The organism is Flavobacterium chilense (genome assembly GCF_001602525.1).
Taxonomy (GTDB): domain Bacteria; phylum Bacteroidota; class Bacteroidia; order Flavobacteriales; family Flavobacteriaceae; genus Flavobacterium; species Flavobacterium chilense.
This window is the reverse complement of record NZ_LSYT01000010.1, coordinates 165,131-182,688: the sequence shown is the minus strand read 5'-3', so window position 1 is coordinate 182,688 and position 17,558 is coordinate 165,131. Positions and strand designations below refer to the sequence as shown.

Annotated in this window: 15 protein-coding genes; 10 read left to right on the top strand and 5 right to left on the bottom strand. The window is 33.6% G+C overall.

What is annotated here, in order from left to right; genetic code table 11:
- The first annotated feature begins 703 nt into the window (after positions 1-703).
- Positions 704-1,360 (top strand): oxidoreductase, encoded by a 657-nt coding sequence (locus A4F88_RS21385; protein WP_068844800.1) that lies wholly within the window; start codon positions 704-706, stop codon positions 1,358-1,360.
- A 57-nt stretch (positions 1,361-1,417) separates the two neighbouring features.
- Here A4F88_RS21385 and A4F88_RS21380 read toward each other — a convergent pair whose 3' ends face one another.
- Entirely contained in the window at positions 1,418-1,732 is a 315-nt protein-coding gene (locus A4F88_RS21380) for an HPF/RaiA family ribosome-associated protein (protein ID WP_068844799.1), read from the bottom strand.
- A gap of 433 nt (positions 1,733-2,165) precedes the next feature.
- On the opposite strand from A4F88_RS21380, the gene A4F88_RS21375 reads away from it, so the two are divergent.
- Entirely contained in the window at positions 2,166-2,399 is a 234-nt protein-coding gene (locus A4F88_RS21375; protein ID WP_068844798.1) for a hypothetical protein, read from the top strand.
- 163 nt (positions 2,400-2,562) lie between these two features.
- Here A4F88_RS21375 and A4F88_RS21370 read toward each other — a convergent pair whose 3' ends face one another.
- The gene (locus A4F88_RS21370; protein WP_068844797.1) at positions 2,563-2,898 is read right to left on the bottom strand and encodes a hypothetical protein; all 336 of its coding nucleotides are present in this window, start codon (positions 2,896-2,898) and stop codon (positions 2,563-2,565) included.
- A gap of 211 nt (positions 2,899-3,109) precedes the next feature.
- Here A4F88_RS21370 and A4F88_RS21365 point away from each other — a divergent pair, with 211 nt between their 5' ends.
- From A4F88_RS21365 to A4F88_RS21355, 3 genes are read left to right on the top strand one after another with little or no spacing between them, the layout of a single operon-like run.
- Positions 3,110-3,316: a helix-turn-helix domain-containing protein gene (locus A4F88_RS21365; RefSeq protein ID WP_068844796.1), complete on the top strand. Its 207-nt coding sequence runs from the start codon at positions 3,110-3,112 to the stop codon at positions 3,314-3,316.
- 60 nt (positions 3,317-3,376) lie between these two features.
- Positions 3,377-4,819, top strand: coding sequence for an McrB family protein (locus tag A4F88_RS21360; RefSeq protein WP_068844795.1), 1,443 nt, complete (start codon positions 3,377-3,379; stop codon positions 4,817-4,819).
- Positions 4,816-6,186, top strand: coding sequence for a hypothetical protein (locus tag A4F88_RS21355; protein WP_068844794.1), 1,371 nt, complete (start codon positions 4,816-4,818; stop codon positions 6,184-6,186). Before A4F88_RS21360 ends, A4F88_RS21355 begins: the two co-directional genes overlap by 4 nt.
- 267 nt (positions 6,187-6,453) lie before the next feature.
- Here the strand turns inward: A4F88_RS21355 and A4F88_RS21350 are convergent, their stop codons facing one another.
- A complete protein-coding gene (locus tag A4F88_RS21350) occupies positions 6,454-8,916 on the bottom strand; it encodes an AsmA family protein (protein WP_068844793.1) in 2,463 nt (820 codons plus the stop codon).
- 227 nt (positions 8,917-9,143) lie between these two features.
- Between A4F88_RS21350 and trxA the strand changes: the two genes are divergently transcribed.
- The gene (trxA, locus tag A4F88_RS21345) at positions 9,144-9,461 is read left to right on the top strand and encodes a thioredoxin (RefSeq protein ID WP_068844792.1); all 318 of its coding nucleotides are present in this window, start codon (positions 9,144-9,146) and stop codon (positions 9,459-9,461) included.
- A gap of 179 nt (positions 9,462-9,640) precedes the next feature.
- Here the strand turns inward: trxA and A4F88_RS21340 are convergent, their stop codons facing one another.
- On the bottom strand, positions 9,641-11,728 hold the full coding sequence (locus tag A4F88_RS21340; RefSeq protein WP_068844791.1) for an ATP-binding protein: 2,088 nt from the start codon (positions 11,726-11,728) through the stop codon (positions 9,641-9,643).
- Positions 11,729-12,433, bottom strand: coding sequence for a LytR/AlgR family response regulator transcription factor (locus tag A4F88_RS21335; protein WP_068844790.1), 705 nt, complete (start codon positions 12,431-12,433; stop codon positions 11,729-11,731). It abuts the gene before it with no gap.
- Between the two features lie 204 nt (positions 12,434-12,637).
- Between A4F88_RS21335 and A4F88_RS21330 the strand changes: the two genes are divergently transcribed.
- From A4F88_RS21330 to A4F88_RS21315, 4 genes are all read left to right on the top strand, one after another.
- Positions 12,638-13,174 carry a hypothetical protein gene (locus A4F88_RS21330; protein WP_068844789.1) on the top strand — a complete coding sequence of 179 codons (537 nt, stop codon included), beginning with the start codon at positions 12,638-12,640 and terminating at the stop codon, positions 13,172-13,174.
- 34 nt (positions 13,175-13,208) lie between these two features.
- Positions 13,209-13,793, top strand: coding sequence for a DUF4082 domain-containing protein (locus tag A4F88_RS21325; RefSeq protein WP_068844788.1), 585 nt, complete (start codon positions 13,209-13,211; stop codon positions 13,791-13,793).
- Between the two features lie 252 nt (positions 13,794-14,045).
- A complete protein-coding gene (locus A4F88_RS21320; RefSeq protein ID WP_068844890.1) occupies positions 14,046-16,622 on the top strand; it encodes a M1 family metallopeptidase in 2,577 nt (858 codons plus the stop codon).
- Positions 16,619-17,545 carry a DUF58 domain-containing protein gene (locus A4F88_RS21315; protein ID WP_068844787.1) on the top strand — a complete coding sequence of 309 codons (927 nt, stop codon included), beginning with the start codon at positions 16,619-16,621 and terminating at the stop codon, positions 17,543-17,545. The genes A4F88_RS21320 and A4F88_RS21315 overlap by 4 nt, the downstream gene beginning before the upstream one ends.
- Positions 17,546-17,558: the final 13 nt, after the last annotated feature.

Here is a 17,558-nt window from a genome sequence, read left to right as displayed (position 1 = left end):
CTCAATTAAGAAGCTTGTTTGTTTCAAAAAACAAATTTCTTTTTTGGGACAGCAAAATTACTTCTTACAATATCAAAAAGCGTTATTATTATGTTAATCGTATTTTGCGATATATTGTAGATTGTTTATTTACTAAAAGATTATAAGACTGTAAAAAAAAAGCAAAATAGGCTGAAAGCCTAAAAACATTAACGTAGTGCAACGCACTACGAATTAAATTAAAATAGAAATTGCCCTGAAAGGGCAAAAGCAAATAGACAATCCGGATTCAAAGAAAATAGATGTTTTTTAGAAAATATCTTTCGGAAAAGAAAAACATTTTGAGATTAGACTTTCGCCCTTACAGGGCTTAAAAACAACAATTGGATTTCATTCATAGTGCTTTGCACTATGCTACTGCTACTGCTCTTTCAGAGCAAAAAGTTTGGGACACTTAATTACAAATAGAAGATAAAATCTGCAAACCCTGGTGATAGAGAATAGGTGAAGCAATCTGCGTAAAAAATATTTAAACAGATAGAAACATAGGATGTAAAATGAAAAAAGAGTTAAATACAAATCAAGATGTTTGTTTAAACAAATAAAATGCATTTTCTAAGCTGCCAAAATCTATGTTTCTATCTGTTTAAACAACTCAGCTTAAAAAGTTAATTGTAAAGTAAGCTGATAATTTTCTAACTTCGAGGAAACAAATTTATCTATTATGAAAAAAGCAATTCTATACGGAGCAAGCGGATTAGTAGGATCTCATATTCTCGAAAATTTGTTGAATAATACCCATTACGAACAAGTAATAATTGTGGTCAGGAAAGATCTAAACATTCAGCATCCAAAATTGAAAACGATAATAGGTGATTTTAATTCATTGCCCGAAGCGATAAAAGGTATTGCAGTCGATGAGGTTTTTATCGCACTCGGAACCACGCAAAAGAAAACGCCCGATAAAAAACTATACTACCAAATCGATCACGATTATCCCATTCTGGCAGCAAAACTGGCAAAGGAAAACGGAGCAAAAGCCGTGTTTTTAGTTTCGGCAATTGGAGCAAATGCAAAATCGTCTATATTTTATACAAAAATGAAAGGCGAGACGGAGGACGATATTATCAATCTGAATTTAGATCATACCTATATTTTTCGACCATCGATGATTTTAGGAGACCGAAAAGAAAGCCGACCTCTGGAAAAAGTATTTATAGGTATATTTAAATTCATCAATCCGTTGTTTATGGGAAGTTTAAGTAAATACAAAGGAATAGAGGCGAGCGATATTGCCAAAGCCATGGTAAATAGCGCAAACACATTAAACGAGAAAGTCAAAATATTGCAATGGGAAGAAATGACCGCTTTGCTGAAATAAAAAATGGCATTATCCGGATTAGAGATAATGCCATTTTTGCATTTGATGGTATGTAAATTAATACTCTTTCATTTTTTCGAAAGTAGTAGTAAGAGATTTTTTTGCTTTTGCCAAAGCGCCACTAAAGGCTTTTTCGAGTGTATCGGCATGTTCTGTAACCGTTACAGGTTGTAATTTTGCGGTACGAACTTCAATCACGCATTTTTTATCGTTTACGCTAAATTTTTCCCCGTTTTCGTCACCAAAGTGTACTTCGATGCGGGTTATTTTTTCCTCAAAACGCGCTAAACCTTTTTCTAATTCGCTAGAGAAATAAGCTTCTAATCTTTCGTGTCCTTCGATGTTCTTGTCGGTGTTGATTTGAATTTTCATATCGGTTTATATTTAATGATTGTTTCTCAAAGCTATCTTTTTTAGAATCAAAAGCCAAGTGAGTTAATAAAACATTAAGAAAATAATTGCGCTTTTTTGTCATTGCGAGGAACGAAGCCATCATACTAAAAGCTCCGCCGGCTTTATCAAACGAAACAATAAAAAATCTCATAAACATTGTCAAATAAAGCGAAGTCGAAGCGCTCGCAACAATAAGCAAACTAAAAATTAAAGATGTTTTAAATTGATAGATAAATCTTACTATTTTAAAATGTTTATTTGGTATCTTTGCAGTCCTAAATGCAAGAACTTATGATCTCAGAAAAACTTTGTGCCCGTGTGGTATGGTGGCGGTATTGGAAACAACTGCAACGCTCTTGCAGCGTAGGACACCTAACCTGCGCGGGTTTTATATTTCCTAAAATGCAAGATTATGAGTGTAAACACCCTTTCAAAAGAAACAGAATTGCGGTTAAACGAATTTTTCAATCAGGCGACTGATCCTAAAAGTTTCGCAAAAGCAATCCGAAGAGTAAATTATCTTCTCGCTATGTCTTTAATGCGAGAATGTGAAACGCTGCAAATTGATACAAAATCAGTCGAAGACGGTTTTTATTGGCTCAATGAATTAGCCGAAATTTTAAATCCTTATTTGGATACTGAATAATTTATAATGATAAAAGCCGCTTTGTTGTGGCTTTTTTTTATTTTTTTTGCTTTTTCCGTCTGCTTTGTCATTCCGAAGAATGAGGAATCTCCGCAAGTAACTCTACAACAATTATCAAACTTGTCTTTCTGCAATTACGTTTTGAATTTCAAGAATACACGAATCAAATTCTTTTAATTTTTAATTTAATTATGTGATCGCAAATATCACATTTTACAAAACTATTATCATCTACAAACATGTCTATTTCAATTTCGTAATCACAAACAGGACAATTGTAAATTATATCTATAAGTTCTATAGGTGGATTAAGTACAGTTGGGATTTCTAAGATTGAATGTTCTATCATTTTTTTTAAATTAACCAAATTGTGATAATCATATATAAAATCGTTGATTTCTTCTTCTTCAGAATCAAACTTGAAAATAACTCTGAAGCATAATTTATCAACCCAATTTTCAATTTCTTCTAAAGAGTCAATGTTATTGAGAAAAGACAAAAAAGCTTATTTTGATCTGTAAAATGATCTATGAACATAATGATGTCTTTTTTTAAGTTATTTGCATAATTTTCATGAGCTTGCAACAAATAATTTTCTAAATGCTGAATCTTTTTATTAAAACTTAACATAGGAATTTTATTTCAAAGATAAATAAAAACCCGACTATACTCCGTTGTTTTAGAGTCTACATTTTGCAACTTTTGTTAACATGGATATTAAGCAAAAATTCGGACTCAAAATTAAGGAGCTTAGAAAACTCAGAGGATTATCTCAAGAAAAGCTAGCCAATCTAGCAGAGATTGATCGTACTTATTTACCGACGATTGAAAAAGGAGAGAGAAATGTTTCTATTGAAGTTGTTGAGCGATTAGCTAAAGCTTTAGAGGTCAATATAAAAGACTTATTTGATGAATAAATTTATATAGACGTAACGAAAATTGCAATTCATTATTAAAAATTTACTTAACCATAAAATATGAGCGTAGAAAATATAAGAGCATTTATTAAAGAGGAAGCGAAGAAATTCGGTGGAGAAATTGGGGAAGATTATATTGAAAGAAATAACACAAAAGATGATGCATTTAATAAGGGGCGTGCATATTTTGGAATAATTTCCACAGAAGAAGAACATCAAGGGCCATATCATGATTTTTCTATTGTAATTTTTCCTTCAAGAGATATTGGCAAATCATGGATTCTAGCTCTGGGAGTTGGTTCAATGGGATTTAAGAATGATTATGAATTAGCATCATATCCAGGTTTAAGACGTTTGTTTTCTAAAATTATAAAGCCAGACAATGGGTACATTAAGTCGGATTTTTCTAATATAGAAGATGGGTTGCCAAAAGAATTTTTCGGTAGAAAAGATATTATACATTTAAAGAAAGCAATAGATAATAGCAAAGGATATGGGAAAGTGCTTCCAGCAATACAAATACTTGAAGATCTAGAATCAGATGAAACAAAAAAAATAATATCTGCTTTCTTGGCTATTTATGCAAAAATCAAAAATTGGAATAATAAGTCTGAATTTTCAACTAAAATTGATGAAGCGCTAGAACCATTTTTAGCATCTAAAAGTTCTGAAATAACTGATGAACTTTTTAAACTTATAACTGAAAGGAAATATATTGTTCTTCAAGGAGCTCCTGGAACAGGTAAAACAAGAACGGCAAAGCTATTAGGTGAAAAATTAACGGCTGAAAAATTCTTTATTCAATTTCATGCAGAAACAAGCTATTCAGATTTTATAAGCGGATTAAGACCGAAGATTAATTCGAATGTAATTGGTTATGAAATTATTAAAGGGGAGTTTGTTAAAGCTATTGAATTTGCAAATAAACACGAGAATACAAATGTGCTTTTAATAATTGACGAAATTAATAGAGCAAATTTAGCAAATGTTTTAGGTCCTATATTTTATCTATTTGAGCATAAAATGGATATTTCAAACGTAAAAATAGAAATTTCACCAGATTTAAAGATTAAGCAATTGCCAAAGAATTTGTATGTTATAGCGACAATGAATACCGCAGATAGAAGTTTAGCAGTTGTTGATTTTGCTTTAAGAAGAAGATTTGCTTGGTACACAGTAAAACCGACAATTATAGCTGGTAATTCGAAGAAAATTGATAACACAGAAGTAATTCAGGTAGAAGGAACGAATAGTTACTTTTTTATTGAAGACTTCAATAAAATAAGTACAATATTTAACTGGTATGCGACAAGCAATGAATTATCTCTGCAACCTGGCCAAGGATATTTTATAGCTAATAATGTTGATGAAATGAAGGACCGGATTAGATATGAGATATTCCCATTAATAAAAGAATACTTGGAAGAAGGCTTAATTAGAAATGCCAAAGAAGAATTCAATAATTATTTCACTACGAGGATAAATCAATCACTTTTTGAATGAGTAAGCTATTAGATGTGTTTTTTGAAATGCCTTGTTTAACTGAACAATCCAAACAGTTAAGTGGGATTTCTTTGCGAAAAAAATGGTTCAAATCTGCTGATAAAAGAGTTATTGGTCTTAGTCTTCAAAAGTTTGTAGAATACAATTTAGCTCAATTTAAATTCTTAGGTATTCAGCCATTCGTAATTGGTATTGATCAAAATACGTCTTTAATTTTTCGATCATCTGGCTTCATTGGAGCTATTCCATTAATAGCACCAGATACAGGTAAACAAATAGGTGATTTTGTAGTAATGCCAAGATTTGCTGGCACTGATCGTTTTGAAGATTATATTGAAATTCTGAATTTACTTGGTACAGAAATAAGCCCTGAAGTAATTGATAGTTTGCCTCTTGCTTCGGGTAAAAATTTTCGACCGCCTTTATATTTAGAAGCAATAAAATTTATTGCTTGCCTTGAAGATTTATTGTCTAAGCCTTGGTGTAAATTTGATAATGTTGAAAAAATATCAAATCAACCAAATGGACCAATAAACTGGAATAAATACATCAACAATGAATTCAAAATTGAAAATCGATTAAAGTTTCCTATCCGAAAAAATATATTAAGCGAGTTTCATAGTGAGTATGCAGAAGTACGCTATGTATTTGACATTTGTAAGGGTGAGTTGCTTTCTCCAAACACTCCCCAAAGAATTAAAAACACAATAAGAGCAAGGCTAAATTTCATTGAAGAAAAATTATATTATCATAAACCGAAAATAACGAATAACATTACGGTTAAAACATCTGATAATGTAATTGTAAAATCTTGTAAAGAACAAGCTAACAGGGTACTAAGCTTTAATATAACTGATTGTACTGCTTGGAGAGTGGATTTTTGCGATGTTTTTGAAAAATTTGTTCAATATATTTTCCGAGAAGTTGCTAAAGAAACTGGAGGTAGATTATTTTCAAATTCTAAATTTCATTCTAAAACTTCTAAACATTATTCTTGGGAATTAAAGTATATTGAACCGGATGCTATTTATCAAAAGGAAGATTTCATGGTGTTTATTGATGCCAAATATAAATCAAATTTATATAATAAGTTTAGTAACAGTGAAACTCTCAAAGATGATTATAGACATGATTTACATCAGATTATGGCTTATTCTTCATTCAGTAAGACAGATTGTAAGTTTGGTTTTCTTTGCTACCCTTCCGATCAATTAGAAGTAAAAACAATAAAGTATAAAAATACAATAAATGAAGTTACAAGTATGATTTTTGTATTTGGAATACCGTTACAAAAAGACTGTATATTCGAAGCAAAACGGTTACTTATAAAGGAATTTAGTATTATAGAAAGTATTATAAAAATCTAAATTCTCAAATTATTATAAGTTAATTCTTGAACTTTCTCATGAAGCCTAAACCCCTAGCCCTGATGGGAACGGCATCCTTTTGTGGTGGGGTTCACCACAAAAGATATAGTGGACAGCAGGAAATAGCTCCCTGAAAACTTTCAATCAATTAAATCTCCAATTTTAAATTTAAAAAGACTCTTCGACTTCGCTCAGAGTGACAAATCTTTGGCGAGTTTTTAGTGTGATTGCTTTCGCCGCGGCGAACAGATCTTTCCTCGAAATTGACTACTTCTCCTTCTTCCCCCATTTAATTTTCATTTTTCCTTCGTCATCAAGTGCAATTAAATGCAGGACAATTCCGCGGTCGCGAACGGCATCGCGTTCGGCTTTGGTGGCGAGTTTGATGTCGTTTTTAGAGTTTCGGAGTGGGATGGTGAGGGCGAGATTGGTGCCACGTCCAAAAGAATAAATACCTTCGGCATCGAGGTTTAAGACGCTTGAACTGATGATGAAATTATTCACATCGACTTGTTCTCCGCGCAATTTAAGATTACCAGATAAATCGCTGAACGTAATGTTCTTGACATCGCGGAACGGAAAAGCAAACTTGCCAATTTTTACGATAGGCTCAAAATTTAATAAAGCGCCCTGATTGACGTTGAATGACAAATTGCCGTGCAAAGAATTGGTGATGAGTTCGCCATTGCTGTTGATAAATCCGGTTACATTAGCCTGACTGCTTAATTTTCCTTTGATGTTACTAGGGCTAAAAGACTGAATTCCGAAATTGTTAAACGACTTTAAAAAACTCGCAATATCAACCCGGTTTACCTGTGCGTTTGAGCTAAAAGCAAAGTTTTTTCCGCTTGGTTTTACTTCGCTGTTAAAAGTGATGCTTCCGCCCGAAGTTTGCAGCGAACCGTTTTTAATAACCAATCTTGAATCGATCATTTGTACGGTTGCAGTTGTATGGGTCGCGGTTAATTTGTTGTAATTGATTTTATCAGCTTTAATATCGATAACGACAGCACATTTGTCAATAACGGTTCTTAAATGATTCGAAATTGTGGGTCTTTTGGTGGTTTTGGCCGTTGCTTTGGTTTTTTGCGAAGTCGCCAAAACACCCAGAAATTGTTTGAGATCGATATTAGGACAATAAATCTTCCAGTTTACAATCATTTTTTCGGGAGCATCATAATAGAGATTCAGGAAGTTGTCAATTTTTCCTTCGATGAAAATCGTGTTCTTATTGTGTTTATAAGCGATTTGTTTGATGAGCAAAGCTTTTTCGGTAAAGTCCAGATGAATGTTGGTTTTTACAGCGTGAACATTTTTCGGGATATAATGAAATGAGGCATCATCGACATCTATTTTGCCAATAAAACGGGGTTTGGTAATGTATAAATCGACAATATCAAACTGAAATTGTAAGTTGGCTTTGGCATGTCCGGCTGTAAACTGAATCCATTTGTCGTTGCTGATTTCGTTGAGTCTTTCGATATCAAAATCAGAATTTACGTTTCCGGTAGCGAGCGGTTTTTCAAGATTGTTAATGGTTAATTGCGGAATCGTAAGCGGAATGTTTTCATAATCACCCGCAAATCGGGTTAAAATAATTGCCGAATTGGCATCGTTATAACCGTCTTTTGGTTTGAAATTATTGGTAAAGATGCCTTTAAAATGGCAGTTTTTAATTAATCCGTCGGGAATACTGAGCTCGTTGTTTTTGATGATTGCCTGAACGACAATTCTTGGATCGCCCTCGGCATTAAAATCGCCTTTGATGTCGCAGTTTACATCAATTGGTTTATTTAAATTAAAACGGTTTAGTTTAGAACTGATGTTTCCGGATAATAAATTTGAGGCATTTTGCCATAAAATAGTAGTGCCAATGTTGATTCCAAAAAGCGCATTCCCTTTGGTTAAATTAAAAAAAGCAGTGATGTCAAAAGAATCTGTTCCTATTTTAAGATTTTTAGTAACAACGTCAATTTTTTCTTTTGCAGATGAATAAGAAACATTAAACGTTCCTTTGAGTTCTTTTTCTTTTGCAAAACTTCCGTGTACGGTATTAAACGCTAAACTTTTGATTTGTGTGTCCAGAAAAACATCGGTTTGCCAGTCGTTTCCATCATAATCTACTTTTGTTTTTAAACTGGCGACATCAAAGTCAAACAATTTGTGTCCCAAACGATTGTCTAAAATAAAATGAACATCGTTGAGGTCGATTTGGTCAACAGTGGTTTCTCTATTGGATTTGTCTTCGGGAGATTTTTTTGTTTTGGGTTTAAAAATATTGGCATTCGAATAACCATCTTCGGCTTTATAAACATAAATATCGGCGTCGTTAATGAGGATTTTATGAATGTTGATTTCATTGTGCAGTAAACTCCAAACGTTCAAACGGACTTCGATTTCCTGGGCTTTTAGTAAAGTGTGTTTGTGTGTTGCCCATTGATTGTCTTTGAGTTCGACATCTTTTAAGGCTAAAGTAAAGTTTGGGAAACCGGTTAGAAATTTATAATGAAAATCGCCAATATGAAATTTACCGTTGATGTTTTCATTGATTTTGGTGTTGATCTTAGTGATGATTTCGGTTTTGTTTCGGTTAAAATAAATCGACAATCCGCCACAAGCGATTAATAGTAAGGCAATAAGTCCTAAAATGAAAAAACCAAAACGCCTGGCATATTTTTTAAAATGTACGGATTGAAAGAAGTTTTTTATATGGAGTAAAGTTGTTTTCATCTCGTGGAATTTTCTGGATCATTAAAGATAAGGTAAAAAACTGACTTTTAGATTATCTGTAGGGCAAAGCTTATAATTACTAATTTTCTGACTAATATAATTATTGACAATACATTTATAATGAAAACTAATTTGGTTATGGTGTTTCATTTGTATTTAATTTTTAAATTTGTGGTCTAGTTTGAAACGAAACAATTCAGACAATAATTTTAAAAAGACAAGAAATTATGGCATTAGCAATAACAGATGCTACTTTTGATGAAGTAGTTTTGAAATCAGATAAACCAGTAATGGTAGATTTTTGGGCAGCATGGTGCGGTCCTTGTAGAATGGTTGGTCCAATCATTGACCAATTGAGCGAAGAATATGCAGGTAAAGTAGTTGTTGGTAAAGTAGATGTAGATGCTAACCAGGAATTTGCTGCAAAATATGGTGTGCGTAACATACCAACCGTTTTGGTTTTTCATAACGGTGAAGTAGTAGGAAAACAAGTAGGAGTTGCTCCTAAACAAACCTACGCAGATAGTTTAGACGCTTTGTTGTAATCGTAAGATTATGATTTATATAAATAAGGTTTGGCGAAAGTCAAACCTTTTTTATTGGAATAAAATTGGATTGAGCATATTTTTAAACACATAGATACATAGGTTTTTCTTCTTTTGATTAAGATAAAAATAAATGACAAATCATTTTCACATAGTTATGTGTATATGTGTTTTAAAATTCAACTCAAAGATGAAAAATGAATAGTAAAAGTTGTTCCTGAATCTTGCTGAGATTTTACTTCGATTTTGCAATTGATGGCTGTTGCCAAATCTCTGATTAAGTGTAATCCTAAACCGGATTTGATACCAATGACTTCTGAGTCGTCGTAGAGTGCCTTAAATTGTTCCTGAGTTCCGCCCGGGCCATTATCTGTAATCGAAAGATATTGAACTTCGTTTTCCTGCCAGGCTTTCCAGATTATTTTTCCGTTTGTGGTTTTGTCGAGTGCTTTTATGGCATTTCCGGTTAGGTTTCGGATGATGGTTTTGAGGTAATTTTCGTCTGTATTCAAAATGACATTCTGTGAGTTTTCAAATGAAATTTCTATGTTTTCGATACCCGAAAAATGTTTCTTCGTTTCATTAAATATAACGGCTACAGGTATTTCTTTAAAGTGCGGTTTAAAATTTTCCATTTGTCCTTTACTCCACAATAGAATATCTTCCATAGAGGATAATAAATTTTCGGCTCCGGTAATGACTTTGGTTTGCATTCGTGCAGCCATTTCTTCATCAATCAATTCCGGATTTTCTTTTTGAAGATGTAAAAAGTGAATTAAATTCGAAACCGGACTTCGTAAATCGTGATTCAGGATACTAAAAAATCTAGCTTTTATTTTATTGGCTTCGTCTAATTCCTGATTTAATACCTGCAATTTCTGATTGGTTTTCTTTCGGTTCTGGTTTTGTTTAAACAATAATAATCCAATGATCGCAACCAGAATCAATCCTGAAATCAAATAGAAACGCTGCTTTTTGGCTTCGGCAATCTGAATGTTTTTGATGGTGTTTTGAGCCGAAAGATTTTTGATTTCCTGTCCTTTGGTTTTATTTTGATAACGGGCTTCGGCATTGGCAATACTTTGTTTAGCTGATTCCTGCATCATTTCGTCATTTGATTTGGTATAGATTTCGTTATAATAAAAAGCTTCTTTCCAAACTCCTAATGCGGCATAACTTTGAGATAGTTTTTTATTAATGTTTACAAACGATTCTTTATCGTAGGTCAAAGCATTTTTTGATGCTTTTTGGAGTGTTTCTATTGCTTTTTTATATTCTCCTTTTTCATATAAAACCCTTCCCATTACGGCATTTGCTTCCATGATAATATCCTCGTCATTAGATTTTTGTGCCAGTGTAACAGCTTTTTTAGCATAATTAAATGCAGTGTTTATTTTACCTGTATTGGCGTAATATTCGGATACGCTTCGGTTGGCAAAACTCAGGTTAAGAAACAGCGAATCTTTTTTAGAAGGATAGGTATATATTAGCTGGTAGTATTTTTGAATACTGTCCGGTTTTTGTAATGGAACAAAACATTGCAGATAATAGTTGCACAAAAAGGCGCTAACATAAGGAGAGGTTTTGATATAAGGCTGGGCATAATTTAAATATTCAATAGCCTTATTGTATTGTTTCATTTTGGTATATGCGGCAGCAATCTGACTGTACGAAACACCAATTGTCTCATCGTTGGGTACACTTTTTTTAAGCAGTTTTTTATAGTTAATCGCTTTTAGCTGATAACTGATAAAGGTTTCATATTCGGCATTATCGAGGTAATATTCGCCAAGACTGCCGTAGAGAACAGATTTAGTATAAGTACTTTTGGTAGTATCAAGAACCTGTTTAATGTATGTTATTAATTGTTTTCGTTTTGAAGTTTCGTTAAGCGCATAATAGGCATAACTCAGTCGCATCAAAGCCGAAGTTTCGTTTTTAAGATGCCGTGCCTTTTGGGCATATTCTAATGCAAGTTCATAATTGGTTGCTGCTTCTTTGTTTTGATTATTGTTGAATTCATAGGCATTTCCCTTTAAGAAATAAAACCTTGATTTGTAGGCAGGATGATCTTTAGAAAGTTCAACTCCTTTTTGTGCAACGACGATAAGCTTAGGGTAATCTTCGAGGTTTAATATTTCGTTAGTATATTTTAGCCAGGCTTTTAGCTTTTCGTTTGAAGTTTTATATTGTGCGAGATTGGGCTCTTGCTGAGAAAAGACAGAAACAACGCTGAAAAAAAGAAACAAAATCCAGACTTTTTTCATCTAGAACAGATTTAGGTTTTCTTTATAACTTCTGCCAACAGGAATTGTGATGTTGTTATTCAGGATAATTTCGGTTGAATTGATTTTCTGAATAAATTGTTTCTGAACCGCAAAACTCCGATGAATCCTGATAAAAGACCGAAAATGATCTTCTTTTAAAAGATTACCAATACTCGATAACACGCAATGTCTTTTTTTATCGGTTATGACAAGAGTGTAATCTTTCAGCGCTTCGAGATACAGGATTTCATGCAATTTGACTTTTGTTTGCTCGTGACCTTCTTTGATGTAAATAGTATCACCGCCAATACTGGCTTCAAAAAGAGAAGCTTTCAGTTTAATTTCCATAAACTCTTCGATCCGGCTTACTGTTTGTGCGAAGCGATCCAGTTTTAAGGGTTTTACGATAAAATCCAGCGTTTCTATTTCAAAACTTTCTACAGCATGTTCCGGATGTGCGGTTATAAAGATACAAACTGGAATTTCCAGTGTTTTTTTTCTAAACTCAATTCCGCTTAAACCCGGCATATCAATATCCAGAAATAAAATATCGACTTTTTCTTTCTCAATAAACGGAAGCGCTTCTTCTGCCGATTCAAAAACACCCAGAATATCTAGAATAGGAAATTTTTTGGCAAACGATAATACCGTAAGTCTGTCAATTTCGTCATCGTCGATGATAATACAAGTGTATTTATGCGTCATTTAATTCGGTTTTATGTCGTCTGTCTATTTAAAATGTCGTCTGTCTATTAATGGTTTTTCCGCCCATTTTAATCCTGCAAATTTGTCTCGTAATTAAGTCCTCTGCTAAAAAGAAACGTTCTTTCGCTATCAGCTGACTTTTGCAAAAATAATGTTATTGAATTAAATAAGAATCATTTAGCCCAATTTAAAACCAAAATTATTATGAAAACTTTAAAAACCATTTTTAGCCTTTTATTTGTTGCAATTTCTGCCATTTCATGCAGTAGCGATGACGGAAAAGACGGAGTCGATGGCGCAACAGGCGCAACAGGACCGGCAGGAACCGCAAATGTTATTTATAGTGCCTGGCTAACAGCGCCAACGGCAGTTGCAGAAACAATCGATGGAACTTCGGGATTGTCAACTTCTATCAATGCACCGGAACTATCAGCAGATATCCTGGCTAAAGGAACCATATTAGTATATATGTCTTTTGGATCAGGGACTTATACACTGCCTTACACATCAACAGCCGGTGGATTTGTTAATACGGTTACTGCTATTTCCAGTTTGCAAAAAATTAAACTCTTCAGATTCAGACATGACGGAGTAGGAACGGTAGGACTTCCAACATCGCTTAGCTGGCGCTATATTTTGATCCCTGGAGGAGTTGCCGCTGCGACATCAAAACAGACACAGCCGGATTATTCTAAAATGACTTATGAAGAGGTATGTGCACGTTTTAATATTCAGCCGTAATTCTTCAAAATAAACCAAATAAATCAAGATTATCATGAAGACTTTAAAAACCATTTTTACCCTTTTATCAATTGCATTATTAACCGTATCGTGCAGTAGTAATGATGATAAAGACAATACACCACAGTTTAGTACAGAAAACCCACTGGCAGCGTATTATACGCAAACCGGATTTTCAGTGTCAACCAATTTTATCAATTCAGGAGATTACGAATTTGGACTGGCATTTACGCCAACTGTAAAAGGAAAAATTAAAGCCATTACTTTAAAATTGCCTGCAGCAAATCCAACAGTTCGTGTGACCATTTGGGATTATACATCAAAAGCGGTACTTCGTTCAGAGACTCTTAATGTGGCGACAGCAGATGTTCAGGTTTCAAAAGAAATAAGTGCTTTAGATCTCGAAAAAGACAAAAAATACATGATTACCATGAATTCTAATGATTGGTATAAAAAAGCAAAAGCAGATAACAGTAATGTTACTTATCCTATTGTTGCCGGAAACATAACATTTATTGAGTACAGATGGATTGGAGGAGCGACGCAAACATATCCTACCAATGTTTCTGCAAACTATAATGCAGGTGATTTAAGTTTTGATTTTCAGCAAACACAATAATTTTATTTTTGGATAGTTAGAATTAGTATGTTTGGAAAGGTTTGGCATTCGTCAGGCCTTTTTTTGTTTTATATTTAAAAAAGTTCGTCATGAATTTCACGAATTATAAATTCTTATATTTTCGACCATTAAAGAATACTTTTTAATTCTTTCAATCTATCGCAAAAAATTATATTCTATTTTAATTAGCGTAAATTCATGAAATTCGTGGCAAACTTTTTTTATTTTTACAGATCTAACATTCCTTTAAAAATGAAAATCTCCCATAGCTTTCTTTGCTTTTTTATATTTACTACCATTGGTTTTTCTCAATCAGTACAAAAAGAGAATCTTGTTTTAGAAAACGGTGTTTCAGAACAACTGGCGCATTTTCGAAAAAAACAAATTTCAGATGTTACTTATGCACTTAATTTTGAAATTCCGTATAAAAAACAGCAGGAAATCAATTCAGATCTTCGTTTGAAACTAACCCTATCAGACCTGAGTGAACCTTTGTATTTAGATTTTAAGGAGAAAACCCAAAACATAAAATCGATTAAGGTTAATGGCAAGGTTGCTGCGATTGTTCACGAGAAAGGTCATATTGTTATTGCTGCTAAAAACTTGATTTTAGGAAAAAATACAATTGCCATTTCTTTTATAGCAGGAAATTTATCTTTAAACCGAAATGATGATTTCCTATATACGTTATTAGTTCCGGATCGTGCGAGTACATTATTTCCATGTTTAGATCAGCCGGATATTAAAGCTACTTATCAATTGAGTTTAAGGGTTCCTAAAGAATGGACAGTTTTGGCAGGAGCCGATGTTAAAGAGAAAGTTGAAAAAGGAGATTTTACATCTTATCGTTTTGGAGAATCAGACAAAATGAGTACGTATTTATTTTCTTTTGTTGCAGGAAAATTCAAAACGGTAACAAAGAAACCAGAGCTTAAAGAAATGACGATGCTGTATCGCGAAAACAATGCAGAAAAAATAAGAGTAAGTACCGATACCATTTTCAACTTACACCGTCAATCATTAGACTTTTTGGAAAAATATACCAATTATCCGTTTCCTTTTCAGAAATTAGATTTTGCTTCAATTCCGGTTTTTCAGTATGGCGGAATGGAGCATGTAGGCGCGATTCAATACAGAGAATCGACTTTGTTTCTGGACAACAGCGCAACCGACAGCGAGAAATTAGACCGGGCGAAACTCATTGCACACGAAACCTCGCATATGTGGTTTGGGGATTTGGTTACCATGAAATGGTTTGATGACGTTTGGATGAAAGAAGTATTTGCCAATTTTATGGCAGATAAAATTATGAATCCGATTTTCCCAAAAGTCAATCATAATTTACAATTTTTGACCGCGCATTATCCTAACGCTTACGCGGAAGATCGTTCGTTGGGAACACATCCGATAAAACAACATTTAGCGAACTTAAAAGATGCGGGTTCGCTTTACGGAGCTATTATTTACAATAAAGCACCTATTATGATGCGCCAGTTGGAAGCTTCGATGGGAAAGGAAGCTTTTCAGAAAGGGATCGAAAAATACATTAAAAAATACGCCTACAACAATGCCGACTGGAATAATCTGGTTGAGATTCTGGATGCCGAAACGCCACTTGATATGCAAAAATGGAGTGAAGTCTGGGTAAACCAATCAGGCAGAGCTATTTTTACAGATAAGATAGAATATGATACTAAAAACCGAATCAAAAATTTTGAAATAAGCCAGCAAGCCGAAGACCAATCAGCTAATATATGGCCTCAGATTTTTGAGATTGGTTTGGTTTATCCGGATCAGGTAAAAGTGATCAATGTGAATATTAAAGACAAAAACCTGGTCGTAAAGGAGGCAATCGGACTTGAAAAACCTGTTGCTGTTATTTACAATTATAATGGTTTTGGTTACGGTGTTTTTCCGCTTGACGGAAATAATATAGAATCTGTTTTGTCTTTGAAAGATGAGGTAGCAAGGGCTTCGGCGTATATTAATATTTATGAAAATACACTTACTGGAACTGTTGCGCCAAATAAAGCATTTGATTGTTTTGTAAAAGGGATTCAACAGGAAGAAAACGAGTTGGTTCTAAAAATAATTACCAATCAGACCAATGCTGTGTTTTGGAAATTCCTAACCGAAAAACAACAAGCCAAAGCGCAAAAACAACTGGAAGATGTTTTGTACGAGCGTTTACAGGCTAATTTGCCTGGCAATATCAAAAAGACTTTGTTTAACTTATTTGGCTCGATTGCATATTCAGATTCCGGAAAAGCAAAATTATATTCGATTTGGAATAAAGAAACGGTGATTTCAGGTTTAAAATTAAACGAAGATGATTATACCAATATGGCAATGAATCTGGCGATATTTAAACACGAAAAGGCAGATGAAATTTTAAATAAAACCAGAACAACAATTACAAATCCGGACAAACAAAAGCGATTTGAGTTTTTGCTTCCTTCTTTATCAAAAGACGAATTGGTTCGTGATACCTTTGTTAAGTCATTGAAAGACGATGAAAACAGAGAAAAAGAATCCTGGGTTGCTGTAGGACTGGCGAATATTCATCATCCGCTGCGTCAGGAAAGCGCTCAGAAATATATTAGATTTTCGTTAGATTTGGTAGAAGAAATTCAGAGAACGGGAGATATTTTCTTTCCAAAAGACTGGCTGAATAATACTGTTGGCAAATACTCGTCAAAATATGCTTTTGATGAGGTACAGCGATTCTTAAAAGAAAACCCTAATTTTAGTCCCATTCTAAAAAGAAAATTATTGCAGGCGACAGACGGTTTATACCGTGCACAAAAAATTAAAAAAGAAACCGAATGAAAATCGAATCGGAAATAGAGAAAGTCTCCAGTTTTCAACATCTTGAAATGCTGGCTAATCAGGTTGTAGAAGGTTTTATATCCGGAATGCACAAGAGTCCGTTTCATGGATTTTCGGCTGAATTTGCTGAACATAAAGTCTATAATGCAGGCGAAAGCACCAAACATATCGATTGGAAATTATTTGCCAAAACCGATCGTTTGTACACGAAACGTTTTGAAGAAGAAACCAATTTACGCTGCCATCTTATTGTCGATAATTCATCATCGATGCATTATCCTGAACTGAAATCAAATCAGCCTTTTTATGAAAAGAAGATTGGTTTTGCAGTTTTGGCTTCGGCGGTTTTAATGAATATTTTAAAGAAACAGCGTGATGCAGTTGGTTTAAGCGTTTTCTCGGACAGTTATGAATATTATGCTCCCGAAAAAGGAAGTGATCGCCATCATAGAATGCTTTTGAATAAACTGGAAGAATTACTACAACAGCCAAAAGTCAAAAAAACGACCGATACAATTACTTATCTGCACCAAATAGCAGAGAAAATGCATCGTCGTTCGATGATTATTTTGTTTACTGATATGTTTCAGTCAGAAGATGACGAAAAGCTTTTTAATGCCTTGCAGCATCTTAAACACAACAAACACAAAGTCGTTTTATTTCATGTAGTCGATAATGAAACCGAATTGAAATTCGACTTTGATAACACGCCAAGAAAGTTTATTGACTTAGAAACCGGTGAGGAAGTGTCTATTTTTGCTGATAATGTAAAAGTTGAATACGAAAAAAGGGTAGAAGCCTATTTTAAAAATCTGGCTTTAACCTGTGCAAAGAACCAAATTAAGTACGTTCCGGTAAATGTGGGTGATAATTTTGAAAAAATATTGACGACATATTTAGTTGAAAAACAAAACTTTGGATAATATTTTAAATAAA